Raw genomic sequence first — 23,860 nt, forward strand, 5'->3', positions numbered from 1 at the left:
GTCTACCCGGCCGCGTCCGGACCGTCCTGCTCGGCGAGGAAGCGCTCGAACTGGGCGCCGAGCTCCTCGGCGGTGGGCATGTCCTGCGACTCGGCGAGCAGGTTGTCGCGCTCGGCGGCGCCGGCGAACGCGTCGTACTGCTGCTCCAGGGCCCGGACGACCTTCTCGACCTCGTCGTTGCCGTCCACCTGCTCGGCGATGTCGGCGTCGGTGGCGGCGGCCGCCTCCCGGAGCCGCTCGACGGGCAGCACGAGCCCGGTGACGGAGACGATCGCGTCGAGGGCGGAGACGGCGGCGGCCGGGTAGGCGGACTGGGCCAGGTAGTGCGGGACGTGGACGGCGAACCCGACGGCGTCGTGGCCGGCCTCGCCGAGCCGCAGCTCCAGCAGCCCGGCGGCGCTGCCGGGGACCTGGACCTTGTCGAACCAGGAGTTGCGGGTGATCAGCTCGGGGCGGGTGGCGTGCGCGGTGGTGCCGACGGGACGGGTGTGCGGGACGCCCATCGGAATGCCGTGGAAGCCGACGACCAGCCCGACGCCGAGCCGTTTCACCAGGTGCAGGACGGACGCGGTGAAACCCTCCCACAGCCGGTCGGGTTCGGGCCCGGACAGCATCAGGAACGGGCTGCCGACGTCGTCGTGGAGCAGCCGCACGACGAGCTCGGGCGCCTCGTAGGAGGCCCAGTGGTCGCGGTCGAAGGTCATCGGCGGCCGGCGGGCGCGGTAGTCGATCAGCGAGTCGACGTCGAAGCGGGCGATGACGCGGTGCTCCAGCGCCTCCAGGAGGTGCTCCCGCACGAGCTGGCCGGTGGACCCGGCGTCCACGAAACCGTCGAGGCTGTGCAGCAGCACCGGACCCGTCATCTCCGGCAGGTCGCCGTCAAGCTCGTACAGATCCTCAGGGTTAAGCAACTTCTCCCCCACCTCTACATGTCCTGCGCACAACACTAGGACATCCGGAGGCTCATCCCCGGTTCGGTCGTGACGCCCGTCACTCTCCACGCCGGGCGGCCCCGGCTCCATCCGAGCTCATGGCCCTTGGAAGACGCGGCTGGGGAGGAAGTCGTCTGGGTGGAGGGTGGTGAGGTCTTCGCGGCCCACCTCACCGGCGGTGAGGAGGCGGCTGGCGTGCCGCAGGCGGGCGCGTTCTATGGCATTGCGGACGGAGCGGGCGTTGGCGAAGCGGGGCTGGTCGCGGCGGCGGGCGAGGTAGTCGCGGAAAATCGGTTCGGCCTCGGGCGCGAGGGCGTAGCCCTCGCGGGCCATCATCAGCCGGCCGATGGCCTCCAGCTCCTCTGGTTCGTAGTCGGGGAAGTCGATGTGGTGGGCGATGCGTGAGCTCATGCCGGGGTTGGACGCGAAGAAGGAGTCCATGCGCTCCTTGTAGCCGGCGAGGACGACGACGAGGTCGTCCCGCTGGTTCTCCATGACCTGGAGGAGGATCTCGATGGCCTCCTGCCCGTAGTCGCGCTCGTTCTCGGCCCGGTAGAGGTAGTAGGCCTCGTCGATGAACAGCACGCCGCCCATGGCCCGTTTCAGGACCTCCTTGGTCTTGGGGGCGGTGTGTCCGACGTACTGGCCGACGAGGTCGTCGCGGGTGACGGAGACGAGGTGGCCGCGGCGGACGTAGCCGAGGCGGTGCAGCAGCTCGGCGAGCCGGACGGCGACGGTGGTCTTCCCCGTCCCGGGGCTGCCGGTGAAGCACATGTGCAGGCTGGGGCGTCCCGAGTCGATGCCGAACCGGGCCCGGACGCGGTCGACGAGCAGCAGCGCGGCGATCTCGCGGATGCGGGTCTTGACCGGGGCGAGCCCGACGAGGTCGGCGTCGAGGGCGTCCAGGACGGATCCGGCCTGCGAGTCGGCGCGTTCCCGGGCGAGGTCGACGCGGGCGCCGGGCGGAAGCGGCTCCCCGGTGGACGGGGTGGGATCCACCGGGGAGCCGTTCCGGCGCATCCCGAAGCCGGGCCGCTCGGTCAACGTCCCGCCCCGTAGCGGTCGCCTTCGGGACGGTCGAGCGCGTACGGGTGCAGCGTGTACCGGACGCGCCGGTCGGACGTCTCCGTCCGGTCGAGCCGGAAGCCGGGCTCTTCGGCCGGGCGCTGGACGATGAACTGCAGCGCCGTCGTCTGCCGTCCGTAGCGGGCGTCGTAGGCGTTCAGCCGGATGTAGTGGTGCGGGTAGGCCTTGCGGCACTCGTTGATCTCGTAGAGGACGCCGGCCGGGTCGGCGAGGTCGAACATCGGGAGCCCCCACATCTCCCAGTAGGGGTTGCGCGGGTGCGGGTCGTCGGTGAACTCGACCGAGCAGGGCCAGCCCTGGCCGAGCGCGTAGGCGATCTGCGCGGCGATGTCCTCGTCGGTGAGGTCGGGCAGGTAGGAGAAGGTGCCTTGGGTGATCCGCATCAGATGCTCACCGGGGTTTCGACGACGTCGGGGGTGTCGGTGGACTCGTAGGTGAAGGTGATGTCGCCCCAGGTGGACAGGGCGATGTCGAGTTCGCGGCTGTGCTTGGCGGCGGCGCGCAGGATGTCGGGTCCCTCGGCGAGGTAGTCGCGGCCCTCGTTCCGGGCCTTGATCATCGCTTCGAGCGCGACGCGGTTGGCGGTCGCGCCGGCGGCGATGCCCATGGGGTGGCCGATCGTCCCGCCGCCGAACTGGAGGATCGAGTCCTCGCCCAGGTAGTGCAGGAGCTGGTGCATCTGCCCGGCGTGGATCCCGCCGGAGGCGACGGGCATCGTCCCGGGCATCGACGCCCATTCCTGGTCGAAGTACAGGCCCTTCACCGGGTCGGCCTCGACCTTGTCCAGGCGCAGCGTGTCGTAGTAGCCGCGGACGCTGTTCGGGTCGCCCTCCAGCTTGCCGACGACCGTCCCGGCGTGGATGTGGTCGACGCCTGCGAGGCGCATCCACTTGGCGATGACGCGGAAGTTCACGCCGTGGGATTTCTGCCGCGTGTACGTGGAGTGCCCAGCGCGGTGCAGGTGCAGCAGGACGCCGTTGCGACGCGCCCATCCGGCCATCGACTGGATGGCCGTGTAACCGATCGTGAGGTCGATCATCACGACGACGCTGCCGAGCTCTTTCGCGAACTCGGCGCGCTCGTACATGTCCTCCATCGTCGCGGCGGTGACGTTGAGGTAGTGGCCCTTGACCTCGCCGGTCGCGGCCTGGGCCCGGTTGACGCCTTCCATGCAGTAGAGGAAGCGGTCCCGCCACCGCATGAACGGCTGGGAGTTGATGTTCTCGTCGTCCTTGGTGAAGTCCAGGCCGCCGCGGAGCGCCTCGTAGACGACACGTCCGTAGTTGCGGGCCGACAGGCCGAGTTTGGGCTTGACGGTCGCGCCCAGCAGGGGGCGGCCGAACTTGCCGAGGTACTCGCGTTCCATGACGATGCCGTGGGCCGGCCCCTGGAACGTCTTCACGTAGTGGGGCGGGATCCGCATGTCCTCCAGGCGCAGCGCCTTCAGCGCCTTGAACCCGAAGACGTTGCCGATGATGGACGACGTCAGGTTCGCGATCGATCCCTCCTCGAACAGGTCGAGGTCGTAGGCGATGTGGGCGATGAACTGGTCGCCCTGCCCTGGGACGGGCTCCACCTTGTAGCACTTGCCCTGGTAGTTCTCATAGGACGTGAGCCGGTCCGTCCACACGACCGTCCAGGTCGCGGTGGACGACTCGCCCGCGACGGCCGCGCCGGCCTCCTCCGGCGGCACGCCCTGCTGCGGGGTGATCCGGAAGGCGGCGAGGATGTCGCTGTCCTTCGGCTCGTAGTCCGGACGCCAGTAGCCCATCTCCGCGTAGGGGATCACGCCCGCCGACCATCTGCCCGAGCTCATCGCCGCTCTCCTTCAGCCTGGAGCATTCGTGGAACCGTGACGGGTCGAGCTTCGCCGCCCGACACTTGCGATGTCCATCAAGTGTTCTCGGTGACCATCAAGCATTCACTTGAATGAGGAGGCCGGACGCGTGACTGAAGCACGGCTGCGGACGTTCGTGGCCCTCGCCGACACCGGGTCGGTGCGGGCGGCGGCGCGGCGGCTGTACGTGACCGAGTCCGCGGTGTCGGCGGCGGTGGCGGCGCTGACCCGCGATCTCGGCGTCGCGCTCGTCCGCAAGCAGGGGCGCGGGATCGGCCTGACCGAGGCGGGCACCGCCTACGCCGGGTACGCGCGGCAGGTGCTCGGGCTGCTGGAGGAGGGGCGGGCCGCGGCGCGCGGCGCGGCCGATCCCGGCCGCGGGACGCTGCGGCTGGCGGCGGTCACGACGGCCGCCGACCAGCTCCTTCCCGACCTGCTCGCGTCGTTCCGCGAGCGGTGGCCCGAGGTCGAGCTGACGCTGGAGGTGGGGCCGCGCCGCCAGGTGTGGAGCAGCCTCGCCGCGCACGAGGCCGACCTCGTGCTCGCCGGCCGGGCCCCCGCGGAGGCCGCGGCGACCGTGCTGGCAAGGCGCCCGAACGAGCTGGTCGTGGTCGGTGCGCCCGCGGTCGCGGCCGGTTTCGACCTCGCGCGCACGCCGTGGGTGATGCGCGAGCCCGGCTCGGGGACGCGGGCCAGCGCGGACGCCTACCTGGCCGAGCGGGAGACCGCGCCGCCGCGGCTCGTGCTCGGCTCGAACGGCGCGGTGGTCGCGGGCGCCGCGGCGGGGCTGGGGGTGGCCCTGGTGTCCCGGGACGCGGTCGGCGCCGAACTGGAGGCGGGACGGCTCGTGGTGGTCGGCGCGCCGGGCATGCCGCTCGACCGGCCGTGGCACGCGGTCGCCGGGGCCGCGCCGACCCCGACGACGCTGCTGTTCGTCCGGCACCTGCTGGACGCGCCGGGCTGGACCGCCGCTAGGGCAGGCTCCACAGCGACACCGAGAGCAGCCCCAGGCTGACCGCGATGAGGACCATCGCGACGGACCGGCCGCCCTCGCCGGCGGGCACGCCCCTCTTGCGGGTCACCAGCACCAGGAACCACGCGAAGAACCCCGCGGCGACGACGTCCATCGCCACGGCGAGCCCGGTCACCACGCCACCATCCGCATCACCGGAGCAACCCTAGAGGAGTGCGGTCCCTCACATCGCCGTGCCCGCGTACACGCCGGGGCACGAAAACGACAGAATCGGATTCGGAACCGTGAAAGGGGCCCACATGACCGCCGCCCGCCCGTACGACATCGTCCTGTTCGGCGCCACCGGCTTCACCGGCGCCCTCACCGCCGAGTACCTGGCCGCGCACGCCGGTCCGGGCACGCGCTGGGCGCTCGCCGGCCGCAACCGGGCGAAGCTGATCGCCGTCCGCGACCGGCTGGCGAAGCTGGACGCCGCGTGCGCCGACCTTCCGCTGCTGCACGCCGACACCACCGACGCCGCCTCCATCGAGGACGTCGCGAAGTCGGCGCGCGTCGTCATCACGACGGTCGGCCCCTACGTACGGTACGGGGAGCCGCTGGTGGCGGCGTGTGCGCGCGCGGGCACGGACTACGTCGACCTCACCGGCGAGCCGACGTTCGTCGACCGGATGTACGTTAAGTACCACCGGGAGGCCGTGCGCAGCGGCGCCCGGATCGTGCACGCCTGCGGGTTCGACTCGATCCCGCACGACCTCGGCGCCTACTTCACGGTCAAGCAGCTCCCGGAGGGCGTCCCGCTGCATGTGGAGGGGTTCCTGCGTGCGCGCGGGGACGCGTCCGGCGGCACCCTGCACTCGGCCGTCGGCATCTTCGGGGACGCCGCGGGCATGGTGCGCGCCGAGCGCGAGCGCCGCAAGGTGGAAGAGCCGCCCGCGGGCCGCAGGGTGCGCATCTCGCGGCGCCCGTCGCCGAAGGCCCGCATCGGCGGCGGCTGGACGCTGCCGCTCCCGACCATCGACCCGCAGATCGTCGTCCGGTCGGCGGCCTCGCTCGACCGGTACGGGCCCGACTTCTCCTACGGCCACTACGCCGCCGTCCGGCGCCTCGCCACGGCCGCCGGGATGGCGGCGGGCTCCGGCGCCCTCCTCGCGCTCGCCTCGCTCCCGCCCACCCGCAACCTGCTGCTGCGGCTCCGCGCGCCGGGGGACGGGCCGTCCGAGGAGCAACGCGCGCGCAACTGGTTCCGCGTGACGTTCGTCGGCGAGGGCGGCGGCGAGCGCGTCGTCACCGAGGTCGCGGGCGGCGATCCGGGCTACGGCGAGACGGCGAAGATGCTCGCCGAGTCGGCGCTGTGCCTCGCCCACGACGACCTGCCCGCGACGTCCGGCCAGGTCACCACCGCGGCCGCGATGGGCGACGCGCTGATCGACCGGCTGGTGAAGGCCGGGATCACCTTCCGGGTGCTGGACCCGGCGTGACCCGGCGGCGGCCGGGGATCGGAACGACCGCCTCCACGGTCGTGCCGACGCCCGGACGGCTCGTCACCGTGAACCGCCCGCCGAGGAGCTCGGCGCGCTCCCGCATGCCGCGCAGCCCGTAGGAGTCGGGGCGGCGGCCCCGGCCGCCCTGCGCGAGCACGTCCCGGATGGAGAAGCCGGCCCCGTCGTCGGTGACCTTCAGCCGGACCCGGTCGCGGGAGTGCTCCAGCAGCAGGTCGACGCAGGTCGCGTCCGCGTGCCGCAGGCTGTTGCCCACCGCCTCCTGCGCGATCCGGTACAGGGCGGTCTGGACGTGGTCGGGCAGCTCGTCCTCCAGCTCGCCCTCGACGGTCACCGTCACGTCGAGCGGACCGGACGGGGCGCCCGGACCGTCCCCGGCCTCCCGGGCGAGCGTGGCGAGCGCGGCCGACAGGCCGAGATCGTCCAGGACGGGCGGGCGCAGGCCCCCGATCGCCGCGCGGGTCTCGGCCGCGGCCAGCTCGCAGAGCCGGCGCGCCATCATGATCTGCGCGAGCCCCTCGGGATGGTGCTCGGGGATCGCGCGCTCGGCCGCCGACAGGTGGAAGCCGAGGCTGGCGAGCCGCTGCGCGACGCCGTCGTGGATCTCCCGGCTCAGCCGCGACCACTCGGCCTCCTGCGCCTCGACGGCCCGTTCGGCGAACCGCTCGGCGGCGTGCTCGCGCTCACGCGCGGTGCGCAGCCGCCGGCACGAGGACAGCACCGGCGCGAACAGCCCCGCGAGCGCGGTGGCGAGCGCGAGGTCGTCGGGCGGGCACGGGCCCGCGGACCGGACGTCCACGACCGCGATCACCGCGCCCTCGTCGTGCACGGGGATCGCGGCGCCGCGCCCGTCCGGATGGGCGCGGACCCGGCCGTGCGCGGCGGCCCGGCCGACGTCCCCCTCCCCCAGCGGGACGGGCGGGCCCGGCCATTCGAGGACGCGCTCGTCGTCGTCCAGCACGTACACGTCGCAGAACGTCAGCGCCCCCGCGGACCGGACGACGAGCTCGGCCAGCCGCTCGGCCATCCCCGGCAGGTCGCGGCCGGAACAGGCCACCCCCGCGATGCGGACGAGGAGGTCGCCGCCGCGCCCGGCGAGCAGCTCCAGCGGAGCCGTCACCGGAACAGCCCCTCCCGCAGCGCGACCGCGATCGCCGCCGACCGGTCGGTCACCTCCAGCTTGCGGTACAGGGCGCGCAGGTGGCTCTTCACGGTCTCCTCGCTCAGCACCAGCCGCGCCGCGATCGCCTTGTTCGACAAACCTCCGACGAGCAGCGACAGCACCTCGCTCTCGCGCTGGGTGAGCCCCCGGTTCGCGCCGGGCCAGAACTCGCCGCGGGTGAGCCGCGCCGCGGTCACCGCCATCCGGCCCGCGAGCGTCGGGTCGACGACCGTCTCGCCCTGCGCGACCTCCTCCAGCCGCCGGACGAGCTCCGGGCCGTCCACCCGCTTGAGCAGGTAGCCGCCCGCCCCGGCCCGCAGCGCCTCGAAGACGTACTGCTCGTCGTCGTACACCGACAGGAACACCACCCGCGACTCCGGCACCCGCCCCGTGATCAGCCGGCACAGGTCCAGGCCGCTCTCCGGGCCGAGCCGCACGTCCAGCAGGACGACGTCCGGGCGCAGGGCGGTGACCAGCCGGGCCGCCTCCTCCCCCGTCCCCGCCTGCCCGACGACGCGCACCCGGCCGGGGAACCCGGCCAGCATCGCGGTCAGCCCGGCGAGGATCATCTCGTGGTCGTCCACCAGGACGACGCGTACGGGGGCGCTCATCCCGGCACGATAACAACCGAAAGCTACTCACCAGTAGCCGCGCCGGGGAAGGCGCCCCGCGGGTTCACCCCCGCTCTCCCCTGTTTGGGGGAAGAACGGCCCGGCGCACCTGCCTACGCTGCATCACGAAAACTGAATTCCGCAGGACGGAGGAGCCAGGTGCCCCATCGGATCGTGCATATGCTCCGGGCGCGCGGGTCGGGCCGCCGCCCCGTCATGCTCGCCATCGCGGGGGACAGCGCGGCGGGCAAGACCACGCTGACCAGGGGGCTTGTGCGGTGTCTGGGGGCCGACCGGATGACCGCGGTGTGCGTGGACGACTATCACCGCTACGACCGCGCCGAACGGGCCGGCAAGCCGTTCACGGCGCTGCACCCCGACTGCAACCACATCGACGTCATGGAGCAGCACCTGCAGTTGCTGTCCATGGGCGAGCCGATCCTCAAACCCGTGTACGACCACACGACCGGGAAGCTCGTCCGGCCGGAACTGGTCGAGCCACGCGACTTCGTGATCGTCGAGGGGCTGCTGCCGCTGCACACCCGGCTCGCGCGGGCCTGCTTCGACATCACCGTCTACCTCGACCCGCCCGAGCCGCTGCGGCACTCCTGGAAGGTCCGCCGCGACTGCGAGAAGCGCGGCTACAGCCCCGAGCAGGTCATGGCGGAGCTGGCCCGGCGCGAACCGGAGAGCGCCGCCTACATCCGGCCGCAGCGCAGGCACGCCGACATCGTCGTCCGGTTCGCGCCGGTCGCCGGTCGCCTCGACCCGCCGGGGACGCCGCTGTCGGCGGAGCTGCTGCTGCGTCCGACCATCGACCATCCCGAGCTGGCGGACGTCCTGGACGGCGGCGCAGGCGACACCGGGACCGCCATGCACCTGCGGCTGCACCGCGACACCGACGGCCGTCCCGTGGACGCCCTGCACGTGCACGGGTACGTCTCGCCGGAGGAGTCGCAGGTGGTCAAGAAGGCCATCTGGGAGCGTCTCGGCCCCCGCGCCGGCACCGGTCTCCCCGACCCCGGCGCGCTCGGCCGCCTCGGCGACTCCGGAACCAGCGACCCCCTCGCCATCACCCAGTTGCTCCTGCTGTACCACCTGCTGGACGCCGACCACCGCCAAGCCGCCTGAGCGAAGCGAACCGGGGGGTGTGGGGGGTCGCCCCCCCACAAGCAACACGCTTGAGCGCGAGCGAACCGGGAGGTGTGGGGGGCAACGGCTCCGCGTGTGCGCGGGGAGGCCCCGGGGCTTCGGACCTGTGCCCCGGGCCGCGCGCTCGCGGCCGCCGGGAGAGCGCCCCAGCGGGCGTGCGGGGCGCTCTCCCGGTCCCTCACAGCTCGTGCCAGGGGATCTCCGGGCGCTCGGGGGCGACCACCGCGAGGGACTGGCCGCCGCGGATGCGCTCGTCCGGGAGGGCTGTGAGCCGGAACCGGGCGTTCGGGCCGTGCGACTCGCCGACCGCCAGCAGCGTGCTCCCCCGGTGCAGGAGGAAGACCGCGACGTCGAGGCGGGACCACTCGCCGGCGTCCTCGGGGACGTCCACGCGGTAGAGCGTCCCGTCGCTGTCGAGCGTGCTCGCGAGGTTGTGGTAGATCGCCGCGACGCCCGGGTTGCGGATGGCGACGGCGACCACGGCGGGGTCGTCGACGTCCACCGGCTCGATGTCGGCGCTGATCAGGTCCAGCGCCTCGGTGATCTCCGCGCGGCGGCCGCCGTCGCGCAGCCCCGCCAGCAGGTGGACCGGCGGGGCGCCTTTGCGCCGCAGGTAGGCCGCGACGCCGAGCATCACCCGGACGGTCTCGTCGTCGGAGTGCCCCACGACCACGGCCGTGCGCGCGTGCTCCAGGCACGCCCTCTCGTAGGCGGTGTCGTCGAACGCGACGACGTCGTACAGGTCGGGGTCGGGATTCTCGCCCGTCAGCTGCCCCGGCCAGCAGATCGTGACGACGGGCGTCCGCGCGTACGCGGGGTCGGCGCGCAGCTGGCCGATGATGGCGCGCAGGGCCTCCCGCTCGTATCCGACGATCACGACGTGCCGCCGCCTGTGCAGCCGCGCCTGCCCGTTCGCCTTCATGGTCCTGCCCTTCGCCATCCAGAGCGTCAGCTCGGCGAACAGCACGAGCCCCGCGGTGAGACCGGCCACGATGATCAGCACGCCGCCGATCCGGCCGCCGACCGTCTCCGGCGCGAGATCGCCGTACCCGGTGGTGGTGCCGCTGACCAGGAAGTACCAGACGTACTGGGACGGGTTCTTGAGGTCCGCGCCGGGCTCCTCGAACACCGCGATCAGCACCCAGCCCAGCAGGAACGCGCCCGCGAGGACGAGCGCGGGCACGCGCCAGGACCGCCCGGTGATCCGGCTGACCAGGCGTAGCAGGACGATCGGCATCCGCGAAGCGTCGCAGCAGGCAAAACACCGCGTCAAGACCGGACGAGGCGTACGAATCGGACGGGTGCCGGCCGTCCCCCGCGGCGCCCCGGATCAGCCGGCCGGACCCCGTTTCAGGACGCGCGACAGCGCCGCCGCGACCTCCTCTGAAAGGCCCCCGTCGGCGGGCGGCTGCGCGCCCGAGTGCACCAGGTCGGCGCCGCCGAGATCGTCCCGGACGGCGTCGCGGGTGTGCCCGCAGTCGCGGCACTCCACCTCTCCGAGCCGGCAGACCAGGGCGGCCGAGCCGCACGCCGCGCAGCGGTCCAGGGTGTCCGCCCAGTCATGGGCGGCCTGGCAGGCCGGGCAGATCAGTACCTGGTGGTCGGCCCGCACCCCGCGCTTCCACGGGCTCGCGCCGCGCACGGGGTCGGTCTGCCGCGCCCCGCAGCGGAAGCAGGGCATCACACCTCCAAGGGTGCGGGGGACCGGTTCCGGCCATCCGTTACGGATGGTCGCGGACGGCACCGGAACCGGTCCGTTTCGCTCAGAGTTCGGCGAGCGCCTTGCGGTACTCGCCGATGTCGCGTGCGTCCGGAATGGCGTTCACGACCTTCCAGCGGACCACGCCCTCGGTGTCGATGACGAAGGTGCCCCGCAACGCCAGCCCCTTCGCCTCGTCGAACACGCCGTAGTCTCGTGCCGTCCCGCCATGCGGCCAGAAGTCCGACAGCAGCGGGAAGTCGAATCCTTTCTGGTCGGACCAGGCCCGCAGGGCGAACATCGAGTCGACCGAGACCGCGAGCACCTGCACGTCGTCCGGATCGCCCAGGCTGGGCAGCTCGTCCCGGATCGTGCACAGCTCGCCCGTGCACACGCCGCTGAACGCCAGCGGGTAGAACACCAGGACGACGTTCTTGTCTCCACGGAAGCCCGACAGCCTCACCGGGGCGCCGTGCTGGTCCCTCAGTTCGAAGTCCGGCGCGGCATCGCCTACGTCGACGGCCAAGAGTGGCTCCAGCCCCGCCGCTACTTGCGGACCTTGGGCGCGACCAGCCGCGTGCCGGACCATTCCTTGGCGGCACTGACGCTGCTGGTCTGCGACAGGCCGGCGGTCTGCGCCGCTTCGCCGATGTCGCTCGGCTCCACATGCCCGTCCCGGCCCGCCTTCGGCGTCAGCAGCCAGATGTTGCCGCCCCCGGTGAGCGGGATCATCGCGTCGGTCAGACCCTCGAACAGGTCGCCGTCCTCCTCGCGCCACCACAGCAGCACGATGTCGACCACGTCCTCGTAGTCCTCGTCGACCAGCTCGTTCCCCGTGAGCTCCTCGACGGAGCGACGAAGCTCCTCGTCTACGTCGTCGTCGTAGCCGATCTCCTGCACCACCTGGCCCGCCTTCAGGCCGAGCCGTTCGGCCAGGCTGCGCTCAGACTGCGCCTGACCCGCGGTCGCGCTCACGAAAGTCCTCCCATTGTCGTCAGTCCGCACGGTGCCGTGCTCGTGTCCTTCCGACCCCCCGAGACGGGTGGCCCGTCCGCACCTGCGCGGTGTTTGCGGGACAGTCCACACAAGTGAGGCCCCGTTGCGCAAGTGTCTTCCCGGCATTTGGTGGCCTCATCGACCCGAATACGGAGATCGCCGTCACCGCACGTCCACGGAGGGTGATGCGCCGCCCCGCGTATCCCGCCGCTCCGGTTCGGCCCCCGCTCATCCTTTAATGAAGGACAACCGAACCTGGCGCTCCGCATTGTCCACGTTGAGGTCGACCAGGGCCACCGACTGCCAGGTGCCGAGCGCGAGGCGCCCGCCGACGACCGGCAGCGTCGCGAACGGCGGGACGATCGCGGGCATCACGTGCGACCGCCCGTGCCCGCGCGACCCGTGCGCGTGGCGCCACCGGTCGTCCGCGGGCAGCAGGTCACCCAGGGCCGCCAGCAGGTCGTCGTCGCTGCCCGACCCCAGCTCGATGATCGCCACGCCGGCGGTGGCGTGCGGGACGAAGACGTGCAGCAACCCGTCGCCGCCCGCCGACGCGGCGAACCGCTCGCATTCGGCCGTGATGTCGTGCACGGCCTCGCTCGTACCGGTGGCCACCCGGACCACGGTGCTCTCCATGATCCCCGGTGTACCCGATCGGCGCCGCGGAACGCGTCCGCGGCGGCGCGATCTCCGGCCGCCCGTCTGCTCAGCGCGAAACCTGCTTACGGGGCTCGATGACGGCGTCCGGACCCGGGTAGACCAGGGTCTCGTGGCCGTCGTCGAAGCGGACCAGGTACGGCGGGCCGCCGGCCTCTCCGCGCACCTCGATGATCTCGCCCGTACGGTCCGGCTGCCCGACGACGTTGCCGTGCACGTGCAGCCGGTCTCCGATCCGTCCGTTCATCACTACTCCCCATGTCGCCGGAAAAACGGCTCTCCACAGGGTGGGTACCCCGGTTGACCGGGGAGAATGGTTACCGGTTGGTAGAGATGCGTTAGCCGTCATAAACGGCGACGATGGATCACGAACCGAGGCGACAACAGTCTGCCGGGGACCGGCCGCCTCCCGCTCGGTGGCGCGCAGGTCTCACCAGCAAGGACGGTAAGGACAGAGGGGACCCCGTGGCTTCCGGACGTCAACGCTTTTCGATCATCAGCGACGGCCTGCCGAGCCAGCTGCCCGACATCAACCCGGACGAAACCCGGGAATGGCTGGAGTCGCTGGACACGGTCATCAAGACAGAAGGCCGCGGCAGGGCGCGCTACGTGATGCTGCGGCTCCTGGAGCGGGCGCGCGAGCAGCAGGTCGGCGTGCCCGGCCTGCGCAGCACCGACTTCATCAACACCATCCCGCCGGAGTCCGAACCCTGGTTCCCCGGCGACGAGCACGTCGAGCGGCGCATCCGCGCCTACATCCGCTGGAACGCGGCGATCATGGTGTCCCGGGCCAACCGGCCCGAGCTCGGCGTCGGCGGCCACATCGCCACCTACGCCTCCGCCGCCTCCCTGTACGAGGTGGGCTTCAACCACTTCTTCCGCGGCAAGGACCACGGCGAGTCCGGCGACCAGGTCTTCATCCAGGGCCACGCCGCCCCCGGCATCTACGCCCGCGCGTTCCTGGAGGGCCGGCTGCCCGAGGACAAGCTCGACGGGTTCCGGCAGGAGCACTCGCACCCGGGCGGCGGCCTGTCGTCCTACCCGCACCCGCGGCTCATGCCGGACTTCTGGGAGTTCCCCACGGTGTCCATGGGCCTCACCGCGATCGACTCGGTGTACCAGGCGCGGTTCAACCGCTACATGTACAGCCGCAAGATCAAGGACACGTCCCGGTCGCACGTGTGGGCGTTCCTCGGCGACGGCGAGATGGGCGAGCCGGAGTCGCTCGGCGCGATCGGCCTCGCCGCCCGCGAGGAGCTCGACAACCTCACCTTCGTCGTCAACTGCAACCTGCAGCAGCTCGACGGCCCGGTGCGCGGCAACGGCAAGATCATCCAGGAGCTGGAGTCGTTCTTCCGCGGCGCCGGCTGGAACGTCATCAAGGTCATCTGGGGCCGCGACTGGGACCCGCTGCTCGCGCAGGACGTCGACGGCGTGCTGGTCAACCAGATGAACACCACCCCGGACGGGCAGTTCCAGACGTTCAGCGTCGAGTCCGGCGAGTACATCCGGGAGAAGTTCTTCGGCGCCGACCCGCGGCTGCGCAGGATCGTCCAGCATCTGTCGGACGACGACCTGCGCAAGCTGTCCCGCGGCGGGCACGACTACCGCAAGGTGTACGCGGCGTTCAAGTCGGCCCGCGAGCACGTCGGCCAGCCGACGGTCATCCTGGCGCACACCATCAAGGGCTGGACGCTCGGCTCCGACTTCGAGGCCCGCAACGCCACCCACCAGATGAAGAAGCTCACCAAGGCCGAGCTGAAGGAGTTCCGGGACCGGCTCTACCTGGACATCCCCGACTCGGCGCTGGAGGCCCCGCTGCCTCCCTACTACCACCCGGGCGAGGACTCCGACGAGATCCAGTACATGCGCGAGCGGCGCGCCGCCCTCGGCGGGTTCCTGCCGAAGCGGGTCGTGCGGGCCAAACCGCTCAAGCTGCCGGGCGACCCCGTCTACAGCGAGATGAAGAAGGGCTCCGGCAAGCAGAACGTCGCCACGACCATGGCGTTCGTCCGGCTGCTCAAGGACCTGATCAAGGACGAGAACATCGGCGCCCGGTTCGTGCCGATCGCCCCGGACGAGTACCGCACGTTCGGCATGGACTCGCTCTTCCCCACGTCCAAGATCTACTCGCCGCAGGGGCAGACCTACGACGCGGTGGACCGCAAGCTGCTGCTGTCGTACAAGGAGTCCGAGAGCGGCCAGATGCTGCACGAGGGCATCAGCGAGGCCGGCTCGATGGCGTCCACCATCGCCGCGGGCACCGCGTACGCCACGCACGGCGAGCACATGATCCCGGTCTACATCTTCTACTCGATGTTCGGGTTTCAGCGGACCGGCGACCAGATGTGGGCGCTCGGCGACCAGATGGGCCGCGGCTTCCTGCTCGGCGCCACCGCCGGACGCACCACCCTCACCGGCGAGGGCCTGCAGCACGCCGACGGCCACTCCCCGCTCCTCGCGGCGACGAACCCGGCGTGCGTCCACTACGACCCGACGTGGGCGTTCGAGCTGGCGCACATCGTCAAGGACGCGCTGCGCCGCATGTATGGGACGTCCGAGGAGCACCCGAACGGCGAGGACGTCTTCTACTACCTCACCGTCTACAACGAGCCGTACCAGCAGCCCGCCGAGCCCGAGAACCTCGACGTCGACGGGCTCCTCAAGGGCCTGTACCGGTACCGGGAAGCCCCGGAGGTCGCCTCCGGGAACGGCGAGACCCCGCGGGCCCAGATCCTCGCGTCCGGCGTCGGCGGCCGGTGGGCCCTGGAAGCCCAGCGCCTCCTCGCCGAGGACTGGGGCGTCGCCGCGGACGTCTGGTCGGCCACGTCGTGGAACGAGCTGGCCCGCGAGGCCCGCGACTGCGACGAGTGGAACCTGCTCAACCCCGACGCCGAGCAGCGCGTCCCCTACGTCTCCCGGACGCTCGACAGCGTCGCCGGGCCGATCGTGGCGGTATCGGACTTCACCCGCGCCGTACCCGACCAGATCGCGCCCTGGGTGCACGGGGACTTCTCCTCGCTCGGCACCGACGGGTACGGCTTCTCCGACACCCGCGCCGCCGCCCGCCGGTTCTTCCACGTGGACGCCGCGTCCGTCGTCCTCGCGGTGCTCACCCGGCTCGCCCGGCACGGCGAGGTCAAGCCGGAGACCCTGCCGCAGGCCATCAAGCGCTACCGCCTCGACGCCGGCGTCAGCGACGTCTTCGCAGGCGGTGTAGGCAGCGCCGAGAGCAACACGGGCGGCGACGCTTGATCTAAGGGGTGATTGCGGAGGTGTAGGCCGCAATCACCGGAGAAGGGCCCCGGAATGGTTTCCGGGGCCCTTCTCGCGTTTTAGATCAGCGCGCCGGGGGCGTGAAGACGGCGAACTCGTTGCCCGACGGGTCCGCCAGGTGGGCGAACCTCAGGCCGTTGCCCGTCGTGGTGGCGGGCGCGGCGACCTTGCCGCCGTGCTTCTCGGCCTCGGCGCAGGCGGCGTCCACGTCCTGGACGAGAACATAGAAGATCGCGTGGTTGCCGGACGCGTCGGGCATGTGCGCGATGCCGCCGCTGGGGATGTCGGCCCCCGGGTAGCGGATCAGGTCGTAGCCGTCGTCGTCCGGGTCGAGCGTGAACTGCCAGCCGAACATGTCGCCGTAGAAGCGGCGGGCTGCCTCGGGCGCGTCGGTACCGACCTGGAACCACGCGACGGTGTTGAACGCGGGAACACTCATGGATCTCCTCCTTCGAACGCTGCGGGCACCAGCCTCCGGGAGCACTCCGACAACCCCCTGTCGGTGTTTCCCAGCCAGATTCCGCACGGCGAGGCGAAACGCGCCCACACGATGGTGCGGTCGCCGTCCGTCCGGAATCCCCATGCCTCCGCCAGGGCCTCCACGATCTTGAGCCCACGCCCGCCCTCGGCCCCGGTCTCCCCCTTGACCTGCGGCCGCCCGCCGCCCGCACCGTCATCGGCGACCTCCAGCAGGTAGAAGTCGCCGCCGCCGAGCAGGCTGACCGTCACCCGTCCACCTTTGCCCGAAGCCGTATGGGTGATGGCGTTGCAGACGGTCTCGCTCCCGACCGTCACCAGGTCGTCCAGCGCGGGATGCCCCGGAGGCAGCAGGTCGCGCAGGAACCGCCGCGCGAACCCCACCGACCGCCGGACGCCGGGAAGAGTAAGCGTGCCGAGCACGACCACCCCGCCGCTCATCACCGCGCCGTCCACGACACACCGCACCGGGCCGTTCCCGTCTCAGGCGCTCCCATTCCGGCGCCTCCCTTCGATTCGGAATCGCCCGCCACACTCGCCGCCCGAACCGCTCGTGTCGCCCGCCCTGAACGTTTCCCGACTGAACGTTCAATGCGCCGCGATTCCGTGAACACCCAACCACGCACAGTGACATCCTGGAGAGATGCCTTCCGGGAACGCGCCCACCGTTCGCCAGCGCCGGATCGGCTCGGCGCTCCGCAAAGCCCGCGACCGCCACAACCTGACCGTCGCCACCGTCGCCCGCCGCTTCGGCCGCTCCCAGGGCTGGATGAGCATGGTCGAGAACGGCCTCCAGATCATCTCCCCCGACGAACTCAACGACCTCCTCGACTTCTACGCCATCGAGGACGGCCCCCTCCGCGAATCCCTCCTCCACCTCGCCACCCACAAGCTCGGATCATGGGAGAGGGCCTACGAAGACAGAATCTCGGCAGCCGCTCTTGACCTCGCCAGCCTGGAGGAGGACGCCGCAGAGATCCGCACTTTCCAATCCAGCATCGTCCCGGGCCTCCTCCAGACTCCCGAGTACGCCCGAAAGATCATCGCAGTCGGCAATGCTCAACGCCCGCGCGACGTCAAGACGCTGGTTGACTTCCGAATTTCCCGACAACGAGTGCTCAGACGCCCCAATCCACCCCGCTATGTTCCGATCATTGCGGAGTCCGTACTCCATCACCAGGTCGGCGGAGATTCCAGAATCCTCCGCTCGCAGATCAGGTGGTTAGCCAAAGCGGCCCGGCTCGAACATGTGGACCTGCACGTACTTCCCTGGTCCGCGAGCGAGTACCTCGGACTCATCACCTCGTTCCTTCTGCTTTCATTGCGCCCACCCGGACGCCTCACCGTGTCCGTGTGCGACCAACTCAGCAAGAGCATCTTCGTGGAAGACGAGACCGAGGTTGCGTCCCATGAGAGCGCCTTCAAACTACTACTCTCTGTAGCGCTCAGCAGATCCGCTTCGTTGAAACTCATAGAAGAGATAGCGTCAGCGTCATGAACACTTCCGAGCTATCTCGGGCTCGCTGGCGCAAGAGCACCTACAGCGGCGCCCACGAAAACGACTGTGTCGAGGTCGCCGACCTCCAGGACTACATCGCCATCCGCGACAGCAGGAACCCTGCTGCCGGACACCTCACCCTCACCCGCCACCACTTCACCGCCCTCCTCGCCCGCCTAACAATGGAGAGGTGACGGCCCCACTCCATTGGCACAAGAGCAGCCACAGCGGCGGCAATGAAGGCGACTGTGTTGAGATCGCCAACCTCAACGACCACGTCGGCATCCGCGACAGCAAAGATGCCTCCGCCGGACACATCACCCTCAACCGCCGAGACTTCGCCACTCTCCTCGCCCACCTGACATCGGTGAGGTAAGCGAGGCGCAGGCTGGGGCCCTCATGCGGGCCCTGGGGGCGGTCCTGGCTGCTGCGGAGAACGGGGAGCTTGATGGCCGTTGAACGGATGCATTGGGCTGATCCGCCGCCGTCCACCAGGATGAAGGTCGAAGGCCGCCCTGGACGATCTACTCGTTGTCCTCTTCAATGCCCTCTGGTGGATCGGAGGGACTACCAGGCGGGTCGCGGGGTCACCAGGTGATCGCGGCTGCTACTGGCAGGTGGTCGCTGCCGGTGGCTGGGAGCACCCGTGAGCTCACCGGGTTCACACCCTTGACCATGATCTGGTCGATGCGTGCCACCGGGAACTTCGCCGGCCAGGTGAAGCCGAAGCCGTTTCCGGCCGCTACCTGGGCCGAGCGCATCTGCGAGGTGATGCCGGCGAACGCGCGGTCGTCCATGGTCCCGTTCAGGTCGCCGAGCAGCACCACGCGCTCGGTGCGCTCGGCGGCGATGGCCTCCCCGAGGGCCCGAGCGTTCCTGTCGCGGTGGACCGTCCAGAAGCCCGCCCGGGGATTCACTCGCGCCGACCCCAGGTGGGCCACGTACACCGCCAGCGGCCCGTGGTCGGTGGTCACCGTTGCGCGCAGCGCCCGAAGGTAGTCCCTTGTGACCTCGGGCGGTCTGGTGGCGGCCAGCGGCCCGTAGTCGGTCTGGATGTCGACCGGCCCGGTGTCGGACAACGGCAGCTTGCTCCACAGCCCGACCGTGCCCTGGATCACACGGTGCGGGTACGCCTCTGCCAGCTCCCGCTCATAGATGAGCTTGGCCTCCTCGGTCAGCTCCTCCAGCGCCAGCACGTCCGCACCGGACGCGGCCAAGGTTTGGGCGGTCCCGGCCGGGTCGGGGTTGTCCGCGCCGACGTTGTGGCTGGCCACGGTGAGGTCGCCGCCGGAGTGTGACGCGCCTACGAACAGCCCGCCGAAGAGGCTCACCCAAGCCACGACCGGCAGCAGCAGCGCGGCCACCGCGGAGGCCGAGCGGCGCCACAGCGCCCCGGCCAGCAGCACCGGGACGAACAGGCCGAACCAGGGCAGGAACGTCTCCACCAGGCTGCCGAGATTCCCGACCCGGTTCGGGATCTGCGCGTGCAGCAGCATGAGCAGGCCCAGCAGCACCGCCAGCGCCGCGAGGACCAGGCCGCGCTTCCAGAGGTCCGGCCGGGAGACGGCGTGGATCGCCTGGCGAGTGCGCGAGCGCCACGTCCCGGCGTCCGCGGCTTGCGGGTCGGCGGCGCGGAGTCCGGCCTCCGCCGTGTCCACCTGTGTCATGGACTGTCCTGGCTCCCTACCTGCGGTGATCATGCGGCCTGGCCGCGGGCGATGTAGAGATTCATGCGGGTGAAGTCGAGCGTGATGGTGAAGGGCTTGAAGAAGCAGTGGGCGAAGTGGCCGATCGAGTCGAACCCCGGCCCGTAGGGCCAGGGCACGTTGACCGGCATGTTCGTGTCCGTCTCGCAGTAGACGTCCTTGGCGACGGCGCCGCCGAGGCGGATCTCCTTCGGGTAGCAGGGATAGGTGGTGGTCGCGTGGCTGTGGGCGAAGGTCTCGACCGGACGGTCGCGGTCGGTGCGAACACCCAACCGCTCGGCCACCTCCCCGGGCATGCCCGCGGCCATCGCACCGCTGTCTCCGCCGAAGTTCACGCCCATCACCTGCGGGCCGGAGCCGGCGATGCCGCCGATGCTGCTGAGGTCGTGGTCGCGGGACAGCCACAGCGGCAGGCGCTCGGCGCCCGCATGTGCGGCGTCCGCGCGGGCCCGGTCCACCGCTTCGGGGGTCGGACGGCGCAGGATCAGCGACCGCCCCGCGTAGTCGAAGGTGGTCAGCAGGTGGTAAAAAACCCACGTGCCGATCATGCCGTCGCTGTCCGTTCCGACATCTGCGCCCGACTCCGTCGACGACCAGCCCACGGGGACGTTCCGCAGCTCGATACCACCCAGTTCGAAGGAGTCCAGCACCCCGTAGTACACCCAGATGGTGGTGCCTTCGAAGTCGGTCTTCTCCTTGTACACGGGGCTCAGCCCGGCTTCCTTGGCCACCGTCGCGGTCACCTGCAGATTCGGGGCGCCGGTGTAGAACGTGAAGCGCTTCGGCGGTCCGCCGTTGACCGATGCCTCCACCAGCGGCACCGGGTCCATCTGCACCCATGGCACACGGCCTGTGTCGCCGTGGATCCGATAGGGCTCGCCGCGGACCGCCGCGAACCATTCGGCGTACCCTTGCTCGCCTGCCGCTCGCCAGCGCGGCACGGACAGCGAGAGCTTGTCCTGCCGGATGTAGCAGTCGCCCAGCAGCCCGTTGGTCTCCTTGTCGTCAGGCGCCAGTTCGAGGGCCATCGTGAGGTATTTCTCCGCGTCAGCGAACTTGTTGGACAGCAGCCCGATATAGCCGCGCCGGCGCGCCGCGCGCAGGTTCGTCGGGTCCTTTCTGAGGATCTCCTCGTACGCGCGGCCCGCCCATTCGAACTTCCCGGCCTTGAACAACGCGTCCGCGTCACCGCCGTCGGCGTGCGCCGTGCCCGCCTCGCCCAGCAGCGGCGCGGTCGCGGCGGCGCCGACCACCACGGCCGCCACCTCCAACAGCGAACGCCGGTCCCAGCCTCCGTCACCCGCCACGGCCTCCTCCTTCTCCGAAGCCGGGGCGCCATGCCCCCGGCACGGACCGCCGTGGTCCGCGCCTCCATGGAAGACGGGGCGCTGTTGCGGTGGCGTATGCGTTTTTCGATACGCCCGCGATACGCCCGACGGCAGCGAACCGCGCGGCCGATCAGGTTCTGCGCGAGATGACCATGATGTATTCGCAGGGACCGTTCGTTCGGTTGGCGAAGCCGTGGTCCGCGTCGGCCTGGAAGAACAGGGAGTCGCCTGTGCCCAGGGTCTCGCTGATCCCGCCGATCGCGACGGTGAGGGTGCCTTCGAGCACCACGAGCTGTTTCTCCGTACCCGGCGGATACGCGGGCAGCAGCCCGGTGGAGACCTGCGCGGGGAGGTAGTGGACGACCATCTCGGCTCCTCCCGCGCCGGGGGCCGCTGACACGATGTGCCGCTCGAAGCCGGTTTCCGGGTCACGGAAAACGGGGCGATCGTTCTTGCGCATGACAATGGCCGCACCGGACGCGGCGGCCGGTGCACCGATCAGGTCCGAGAGCGACGTGCTGAGCGCGTGGGCGATCCTGGACGCGACGCCGATCGTCGGGCTCTTCTCACCGCGTTCGACCTTGGACAACATCGCCCGGCTGACCGACGCCTGTGCGGACAGCCGCTCCAGTGTCAGGCCCGCCTCCTCGCGGCGTCGCCGCACGTTGCCGCCGAACGCGCCGGCCAGGTCGTCACCGTGCTGCGGTTCGGCCGCGTTTCCGTCCTGCTCGACCACCGTGCTCCTCGATCGATGGGTACCGCGCCGCCCACAGTGTAGAGTTTCTTCTAAAGTAGATATCGTGTCTTCTATAAGAGACATTCGATGTGCGCCCAACGCGACGGAGGTTCCATGCGTCTGACCTCAAGTGGCCGGCACCATGCCACGTTCGAATTCGGCGACCTGCAGGTGATCTCGTTGCGGGACGGGTACATCGACATGGCGCCGACACGACTTCGCGACGAGGACGGGCACGCGCTCGATGAGCTACCGGCCACCGTCCCGCTGGTCGGCGACAACCTGCGGCTGTCGGTGAACGCCTTCTTCGTCACCGACGGCACGCGGTCGGTTCTCATCGACACCGGCGCGTCCAACGCCTGGCACGACCCCACCATGGGATTGATCTACGACGCGCTCGACGAAGCGGGAATCGACCGCGCGCGGGTCACCGATGTGGCCATCACCCACAAGCACGTGGACCACGTGAGCGGCCTGATCGCGCCGGACGGTTCAGAGGCGTTCACCGACCTTGAGCGCGTGTGGATCGGCGCGGGCGACGCCTCGGTGATCAAGGGGAGGCTCAAGCCGATCCGCGACCGGGTCGTGCCCCTGTCGGAGAAAGTCGCGATCAACGACTGGACCACCGCGATCCCGACACCGGGCCACACACCCGGTCACACCGTCTACGAGTTCAGGAGCGGCACCGGCCGCCTTCTCGCCTGGGGCGACACCGTGCACGTTCCCACGCTCCAATTCGATCAGCCGAAGGTGTCCTGGGAGCTCGACGGCGACCAGACCCAGGCCCGCGCCGCGCGAGCCGCCCTTCTCGAACAACTGACCCGACCGCACCACTTCGTCGCCGGCGCCCACCTCGACTCACCCGGCATCGCCCGCGTGACCCCCTCCGGCGACGGTTATGCGCTGGAATACCTCGCACCACCGATCGGCTGACCGAGCCCGTCGCGGTCAGGGGTTGGCGTACATGGTGGTGGCCACGCGGTCGAAGTCGCGTGACGCCAGGTCTTGGCGTCTGATCGCCCAGTACATGGTGGCCATCTCCAAGCCGGCCATCGCGGGGCGCCATTCGGCGAGAAGCGCCCAGTCCTGAAGATCCCCGGGGTCGGCGGTCTCTCGCGCGCAGTTGACGACGGGGTCGCCCCATCCCTCGGCGTCCGAGGCGTAGCCGCCGATCTGCAGGTGAGACCACTTGTAGATCCTTCGCTCTTCGCCCCAGATCTCTTCCCACACCTCGCGTAGTTCCTCGGCGCGAGGATGCTCGGCGGTGTCGACGGTCACCTCGTCATCGGCGATCTCGTGGTTGGGCAGGGACACGTTGGGCTTCAGGCGCAGGTCGCCTTGCAGCTCGTTGTCGAAGTCCAGACTCGCCAAGTGGTCGTCCGGGTCGTAGTGGTATTCCACCCGGCGTTCCTCGACGGCCGTGCCCGCGGGGACGTACACCGCGGCGCCGGTGGCGCCGTCCAGGCCGGGGATCGCGAACACCCGCACCCGCCGGCCCCGCGGGCCGCTTCCGGACTGCGCGCGGCCTCAGACGAATTCCAGGGGTCGGACGATGTAGTCGGACGGGAGGTCGTCGGGCATGGCATCGGCGGCGCGGTCGGGGGCGGTCTCCTCCAGGAGGACGGCGCGGCGGACGCGGTCGGTGCGGAAGACGCGGCAGCCGCCGCGCATCCGGCACCAGGCGGTCAGGTACCAGCCCTTGTCGGACGCGGTGAACGTGACGGGTTCGACGTCGCGCTCGGTCTCGGCGCCCCAGCGGTCGACATAGGTCAGGCGGACCACCCGGCGGGTCAGGACGGCCTCCTCCAGCACGGCGGGGACGGACGCCGCGTCATCGTTCCCGGCCGGGTCCAGGAAGCGGATGCGGGCGGCCAGCTCGCGGGCCGAGGCTCCGTCGTCCGCGGACATGGCGGCGACGATCTTGTGGAGTGCGGTGCGGGCGGAGCGCGAGTACGGCGAGCCGTTCGCCCGGGACAGGGTGATCGCGACGGCGACGGCCTCGGCGGGGGTGAAGTTCAGCGGCGGCAGCGTCCGGCTCTTGTCGAGGGTGTAGCCCCCGGCGCGGCCGACGTCCGCGAAGATCGGCACCCCGGCCTGCTGGAGCGCGCTGATGTCGCGCTCGATCGTGCGGACGCTCACCTCGTACCGCGCCGCCAGTTCGCGCGCGGCGAGCCGGCGAGGCGCACAAGCGCGCAGTTCTTCCACCAAGGCGTACAAGCGGTCCGTCCGGTTCAC

General features: G+C 70.8%; 28 protein-coding genes. 8 read left to right on the forward strand and 20 right to left on the reverse strand.

All coding sequences use genetic code 11. The features are described 5' to 3' along the window. Positions 1 to 2: 2 nt before the first annotated feature. The 4 genes from K8Z49_RS14025 to K8Z49_RS14040 all read right to left on the reverse strand — a co-directional run bounded on the left by K8Z49_RS14025 (position 3) and on the right by K8Z49_RS14040 (position 3,834). Positions 3 to 911 carry a proteasome assembly chaperone family protein gene (locus K8Z49_RS14025; RefSeq protein WP_024936063.1) on the reverse strand — a complete coding sequence of 303 codons (909 nt, stop codon included), beginning with the start codon at positions 909 to 911 and terminating at the stop codon, positions 3 to 5. Positions 912 to 1,028: 117 nt separating this feature from the next. After that, positions 1,029 to 1,976: a CbbX protein gene (cbbX, locus tag K8Z49_RS14030; protein ID WP_412519119.1), complete on the reverse strand. Its 948-nt coding sequence runs from the start codon at positions 1,974 to 1,976 to the stop codon at positions 1,029 to 1,031. Then, positions 1,973 to 2,401 (reverse strand): ribulose bisphosphate carboxylase small subunit, encoded by a 429-nt coding sequence (locus K8Z49_RS14035; RefSeq protein ID WP_021596380.1) that lies wholly within the window; start codon positions 2,399 to 2,401, stop codon positions 1,973 to 1,975. The genes cbbX and K8Z49_RS14035 overlap by 4 nt, the downstream gene beginning before the upstream one ends. Beyond that, on the reverse strand, positions 2,401 to 3,834 hold the full coding sequence (locus K8Z49_RS14040; protein ID WP_021596381.1) for a form I ribulose bisphosphate carboxylase large subunit: 1,434 nt from the start codon (positions 3,832 to 3,834) through the stop codon (positions 2,401 to 2,403). The genes K8Z49_RS14035 and K8Z49_RS14040 overlap by 1 nt, the downstream gene beginning before the upstream one ends. 130 nt (positions 3,835 to 3,964) lie before the next feature. On the opposite strand from K8Z49_RS14040, the gene K8Z49_RS14045 reads away from it, so the two are divergent. Further along, entirely contained in the window at positions 3,965 to 4,870 is a 906-nt protein-coding gene (locus K8Z49_RS14045; protein WP_412519122.1) for a LysR family transcriptional regulator, read from the forward strand. Here K8Z49_RS14045 and K8Z49_RS14050 read toward each other — a convergent pair. After that, positions 4,827 to 5,003, reverse strand: a complete 177-nt coding sequence (locus K8Z49_RS14050; RefSeq protein WP_161791047.1) for a hypothetical protein — start codon at positions 5,001 to 5,003, stop codon at positions 4,827 to 4,829. The genes K8Z49_RS14045 and K8Z49_RS14050 overlap by 44 nt on opposite strands. A gap of 124 nt (positions 5,004 to 5,127) precedes the next feature. Here K8Z49_RS14050 and K8Z49_RS14055 point away from each other — a divergent pair, with 124 nt between their 5' ends. After that, on the forward strand, positions 5,128 to 6,306 hold the full coding sequence (locus tag K8Z49_RS14055; RefSeq protein ID WP_111829763.1) for a saccharopine dehydrogenase family protein: 1,179 nt from the start codon (positions 5,128 to 5,130) through the stop codon (positions 6,304 to 6,306). Here K8Z49_RS14055 and K8Z49_RS14060 read toward each other — a convergent pair. Further along, entirely contained in the window at positions 6,278 to 7,447 is a 1,170-nt protein-coding gene (locus K8Z49_RS14060) for a GAF domain-containing sensor histidine kinase (protein ID WP_021594399.1), read from the reverse strand. The two genes, K8Z49_RS14055 and K8Z49_RS14060, sit on opposite strands and share 29 nt — an antisense overlap. Then, positions 7,444 to 8,100, reverse strand: coding sequence for a response regulator (locus tag K8Z49_RS14065; RefSeq protein WP_021594400.1), 657 nt, complete (start codon positions 8,098 to 8,100; stop codon positions 7,444 to 7,446). The genes K8Z49_RS14060 and K8Z49_RS14065 overlap by 4 nt, the downstream gene beginning before the upstream one ends. Before the next feature lie 159 nt (positions 8,101 to 8,259). Between K8Z49_RS14065 and K8Z49_RS14070 the strand changes: the two genes are divergently transcribed. Continuing rightward, positions 8,260 to 9,231 carry a phosphoribulokinase gene (locus tag K8Z49_RS14070; RefSeq protein ID WP_024936066.1) on the forward strand — a complete coding sequence of 324 codons (972 nt, stop codon included), beginning with the start codon at positions 8,260 to 8,262 and terminating at the stop codon, positions 9,229 to 9,231. A 199-nt stretch (positions 9,232 to 9,430) separates the two neighbouring features. Here the strand turns inward: K8Z49_RS14070 and K8Z49_RS14075 are convergent, their stop codons facing one another. From K8Z49_RS14075 to K8Z49_RS14100, 6 genes are all read right to left on the reverse strand, one after another. Next, positions 9,431 to 10,489: a potassium channel family protein gene (locus K8Z49_RS14075; RefSeq protein WP_412519125.1), complete on the reverse strand. Its 1,059-nt coding sequence runs from the start codon at positions 10,487 to 10,489 to the stop codon at positions 9,431 to 9,433. A gap of 93 nt (positions 10,490 to 10,582) precedes the next feature. Then, positions 10,583 to 10,933: a hypothetical protein gene (locus K8Z49_RS14080; protein ID WP_021594403.1), complete on the reverse strand. Its 351-nt coding sequence runs from the start codon at positions 10,931 to 10,933 to the stop codon at positions 10,583 to 10,585. An 82-nt stretch (positions 10,934 to 11,015) separates the two neighbouring features. Beyond that, positions 11,016 to 11,477, reverse strand: a complete 462-nt coding sequence (locus K8Z49_RS14085; protein ID WP_021594404.1) for a peroxiredoxin — start codon at positions 11,475 to 11,477, stop codon at positions 11,016 to 11,018. A gap of 20 nt (positions 11,478 to 11,497) precedes the next feature. Further along, on the reverse strand, positions 11,498 to 11,926 hold the full coding sequence (locus K8Z49_RS14090) for a DUF3052 domain-containing protein (protein ID WP_021594405.1): 429 nt from the start codon (positions 11,924 to 11,926) through the stop codon (positions 11,498 to 11,500). 249 nt (positions 11,927 to 12,175) lie between these two features. Then, complete coding sequence (locus K8Z49_RS14095; RefSeq protein ID WP_021594406.1) at positions 12,176 to 12,583, reverse strand: YjbQ family protein; 408 nt, start codon at positions 12,581 to 12,583, stop codon at positions 12,176 to 12,178. A gap of 70 nt (positions 12,584 to 12,653) precedes the next feature. Beyond that, a complete protein-coding gene (locus K8Z49_RS14100; protein WP_021594407.1) occupies positions 12,654 to 12,851 on the reverse strand; it encodes a DUF1918 domain-containing protein in 198 nt (65 codons plus the stop codon). Between the two features lie 218 nt (positions 12,852 to 13,069). Here K8Z49_RS14100 and aceE point away from each other — a divergent pair, with 218 nt between their 5' ends. After that, complete coding sequence (gene aceE / locus K8Z49_RS14105; protein WP_021594408.1) at positions 13,070 to 15,859, forward strand: pyruvate dehydrogenase (acetyl-transferring), homodimeric type; 2,790 nt, start codon at positions 13,070 to 13,072, stop codon at positions 15,857 to 15,859. 85 nt (positions 15,860 to 15,944) lie between these two features. On the opposite strand, the gene K8Z49_RS14110 is transcribed toward aceE, so the two are convergent. Further along, a complete protein-coding gene (locus K8Z49_RS14110; protein WP_021594409.1) occupies positions 15,945 to 16,319 on the reverse strand; it encodes a VOC family protein in 375 nt (124 codons plus the stop codon). Then, positions 16,316 to 16,825, reverse strand: coding sequence for an ATP-binding protein (locus tag K8Z49_RS14115; RefSeq protein WP_143118292.1), 510 nt, complete (start codon positions 16,823 to 16,825; stop codon positions 16,316 to 16,318). Before K8Z49_RS14115 ends, K8Z49_RS14110 begins: the two co-directional genes overlap by 4 nt. Positions 16,826 to 17,000: 175 nt before the next feature. Between K8Z49_RS14115 and K8Z49_RS14120 the strand changes: the two genes are divergently transcribed. The 3 genes from K8Z49_RS14120 to K8Z49_RS14130 are packed head-to-tail and all read left to right on the forward strand — an operon-like array spanning position 17,001 to position 18,231. Beyond that, a complete protein-coding gene (locus K8Z49_RS14120; RefSeq protein WP_412519130.1) occupies positions 17,001 to 17,855 on the forward strand; it encodes a helix-turn-helix domain-containing protein in 855 nt (284 codons plus the stop codon). Beyond that, positions 17,852 to 18,049: a DUF397 domain-containing protein gene (locus K8Z49_RS14125; protein WP_412519132.1), complete on the forward strand. Its 198-nt coding sequence runs from the start codon at positions 17,852 to 17,854 to the stop codon at positions 18,047 to 18,049. The genes K8Z49_RS14120 and K8Z49_RS14125 overlap by 4 nt, the downstream gene beginning before the upstream one ends. Beyond that, positions 18,046 to 18,231, forward strand: coding sequence for a DUF397 domain-containing protein (locus K8Z49_RS14130; RefSeq protein ID WP_412519134.1), 186 nt, complete (start codon positions 18,046 to 18,048; stop codon positions 18,229 to 18,231). The genes K8Z49_RS14125 and K8Z49_RS14130 overlap by 4 nt, the downstream gene beginning before the upstream one ends. 211 nt (positions 18,232 to 18,442) lie before the next feature. Here the strand turns inward: K8Z49_RS14130 and K8Z49_RS14135 are convergent, their stop codons facing one another. From K8Z49_RS14135 to K8Z49_RS14145, 3 genes are all read right to left on the reverse strand, one after another. Then, on the reverse strand, positions 18,443 to 19,522 hold the full coding sequence (locus K8Z49_RS14135; RefSeq protein ID WP_412519136.1) for an endonuclease/exonuclease/phosphatase family protein: 1,080 nt from the start codon (positions 19,520 to 19,522) through the stop codon (positions 18,443 to 18,445). 29 nt (positions 19,523 to 19,551) lie between these two features. Next, complete coding sequence (locus K8Z49_RS14140; RefSeq protein WP_412519138.1) at positions 19,552 to 20,868, reverse strand: aspartyl protease family protein; 1,317 nt, start codon at positions 20,866 to 20,868, stop codon at positions 19,552 to 19,554. Positions 20,869 to 21,019: 151 nt separating this feature from the next. Further along, the gene (locus K8Z49_RS14145; RefSeq protein WP_412519140.1) at positions 21,020 to 21,625 is read right to left on the reverse strand and encodes a helix-turn-helix domain-containing protein; all 606 of its coding nucleotides are present in this window, start codon (positions 21,623 to 21,625) and stop codon (positions 21,020 to 21,022) included. Positions 21,626 to 21,739: 114 nt separating this feature from the next. Between K8Z49_RS14145 and K8Z49_RS14150 the strand changes: the two genes are divergently transcribed. Continuing rightward, positions 21,740 to 22,558: an MBL fold metallo-hydrolase gene (locus K8Z49_RS14150; RefSeq protein ID WP_412519142.1), complete on the forward strand. Its 819-nt coding sequence runs from the start codon at positions 21,740 to 21,742 to the stop codon at positions 22,556 to 22,558. Positions 22,559 to 22,573: 15 nt separating this feature from the next. Here K8Z49_RS14150 and K8Z49_RS14155 read toward each other — a convergent pair whose 3' ends face one another. Both K8Z49_RS14155 and K8Z49_RS14160 read right to left on the reverse strand, forming a co-directional pair. Continuing rightward, on the reverse strand, positions 22,574 to 23,113 hold the full coding sequence (locus K8Z49_RS14155; RefSeq protein WP_412519144.1) for a DUF1963 domain-containing protein: 540 nt from the start codon (positions 23,111 to 23,113) through the stop codon (positions 22,574 to 22,576). A 39-nt stretch (positions 23,114 to 23,152) separates the two neighbouring features. Further along, complete coding sequence (locus K8Z49_RS14160) at positions 23,153 to 23,860, reverse strand: helix-turn-helix transcriptional regulator (protein WP_024936067.1); 708 nt, start codon at positions 23,858 to 23,860, stop codon at positions 23,153 to 23,155.

It is taken from the genome of Actinomadura madurae (assembly GCF_047130825.1).
In the GTDB taxonomy this organism is placed as follows: Bacteria; Actinomycetota; Actinomycetes; order Streptosporangiales; family Streptosporangiaceae; genus Spirillospora; species Spirillospora madurae.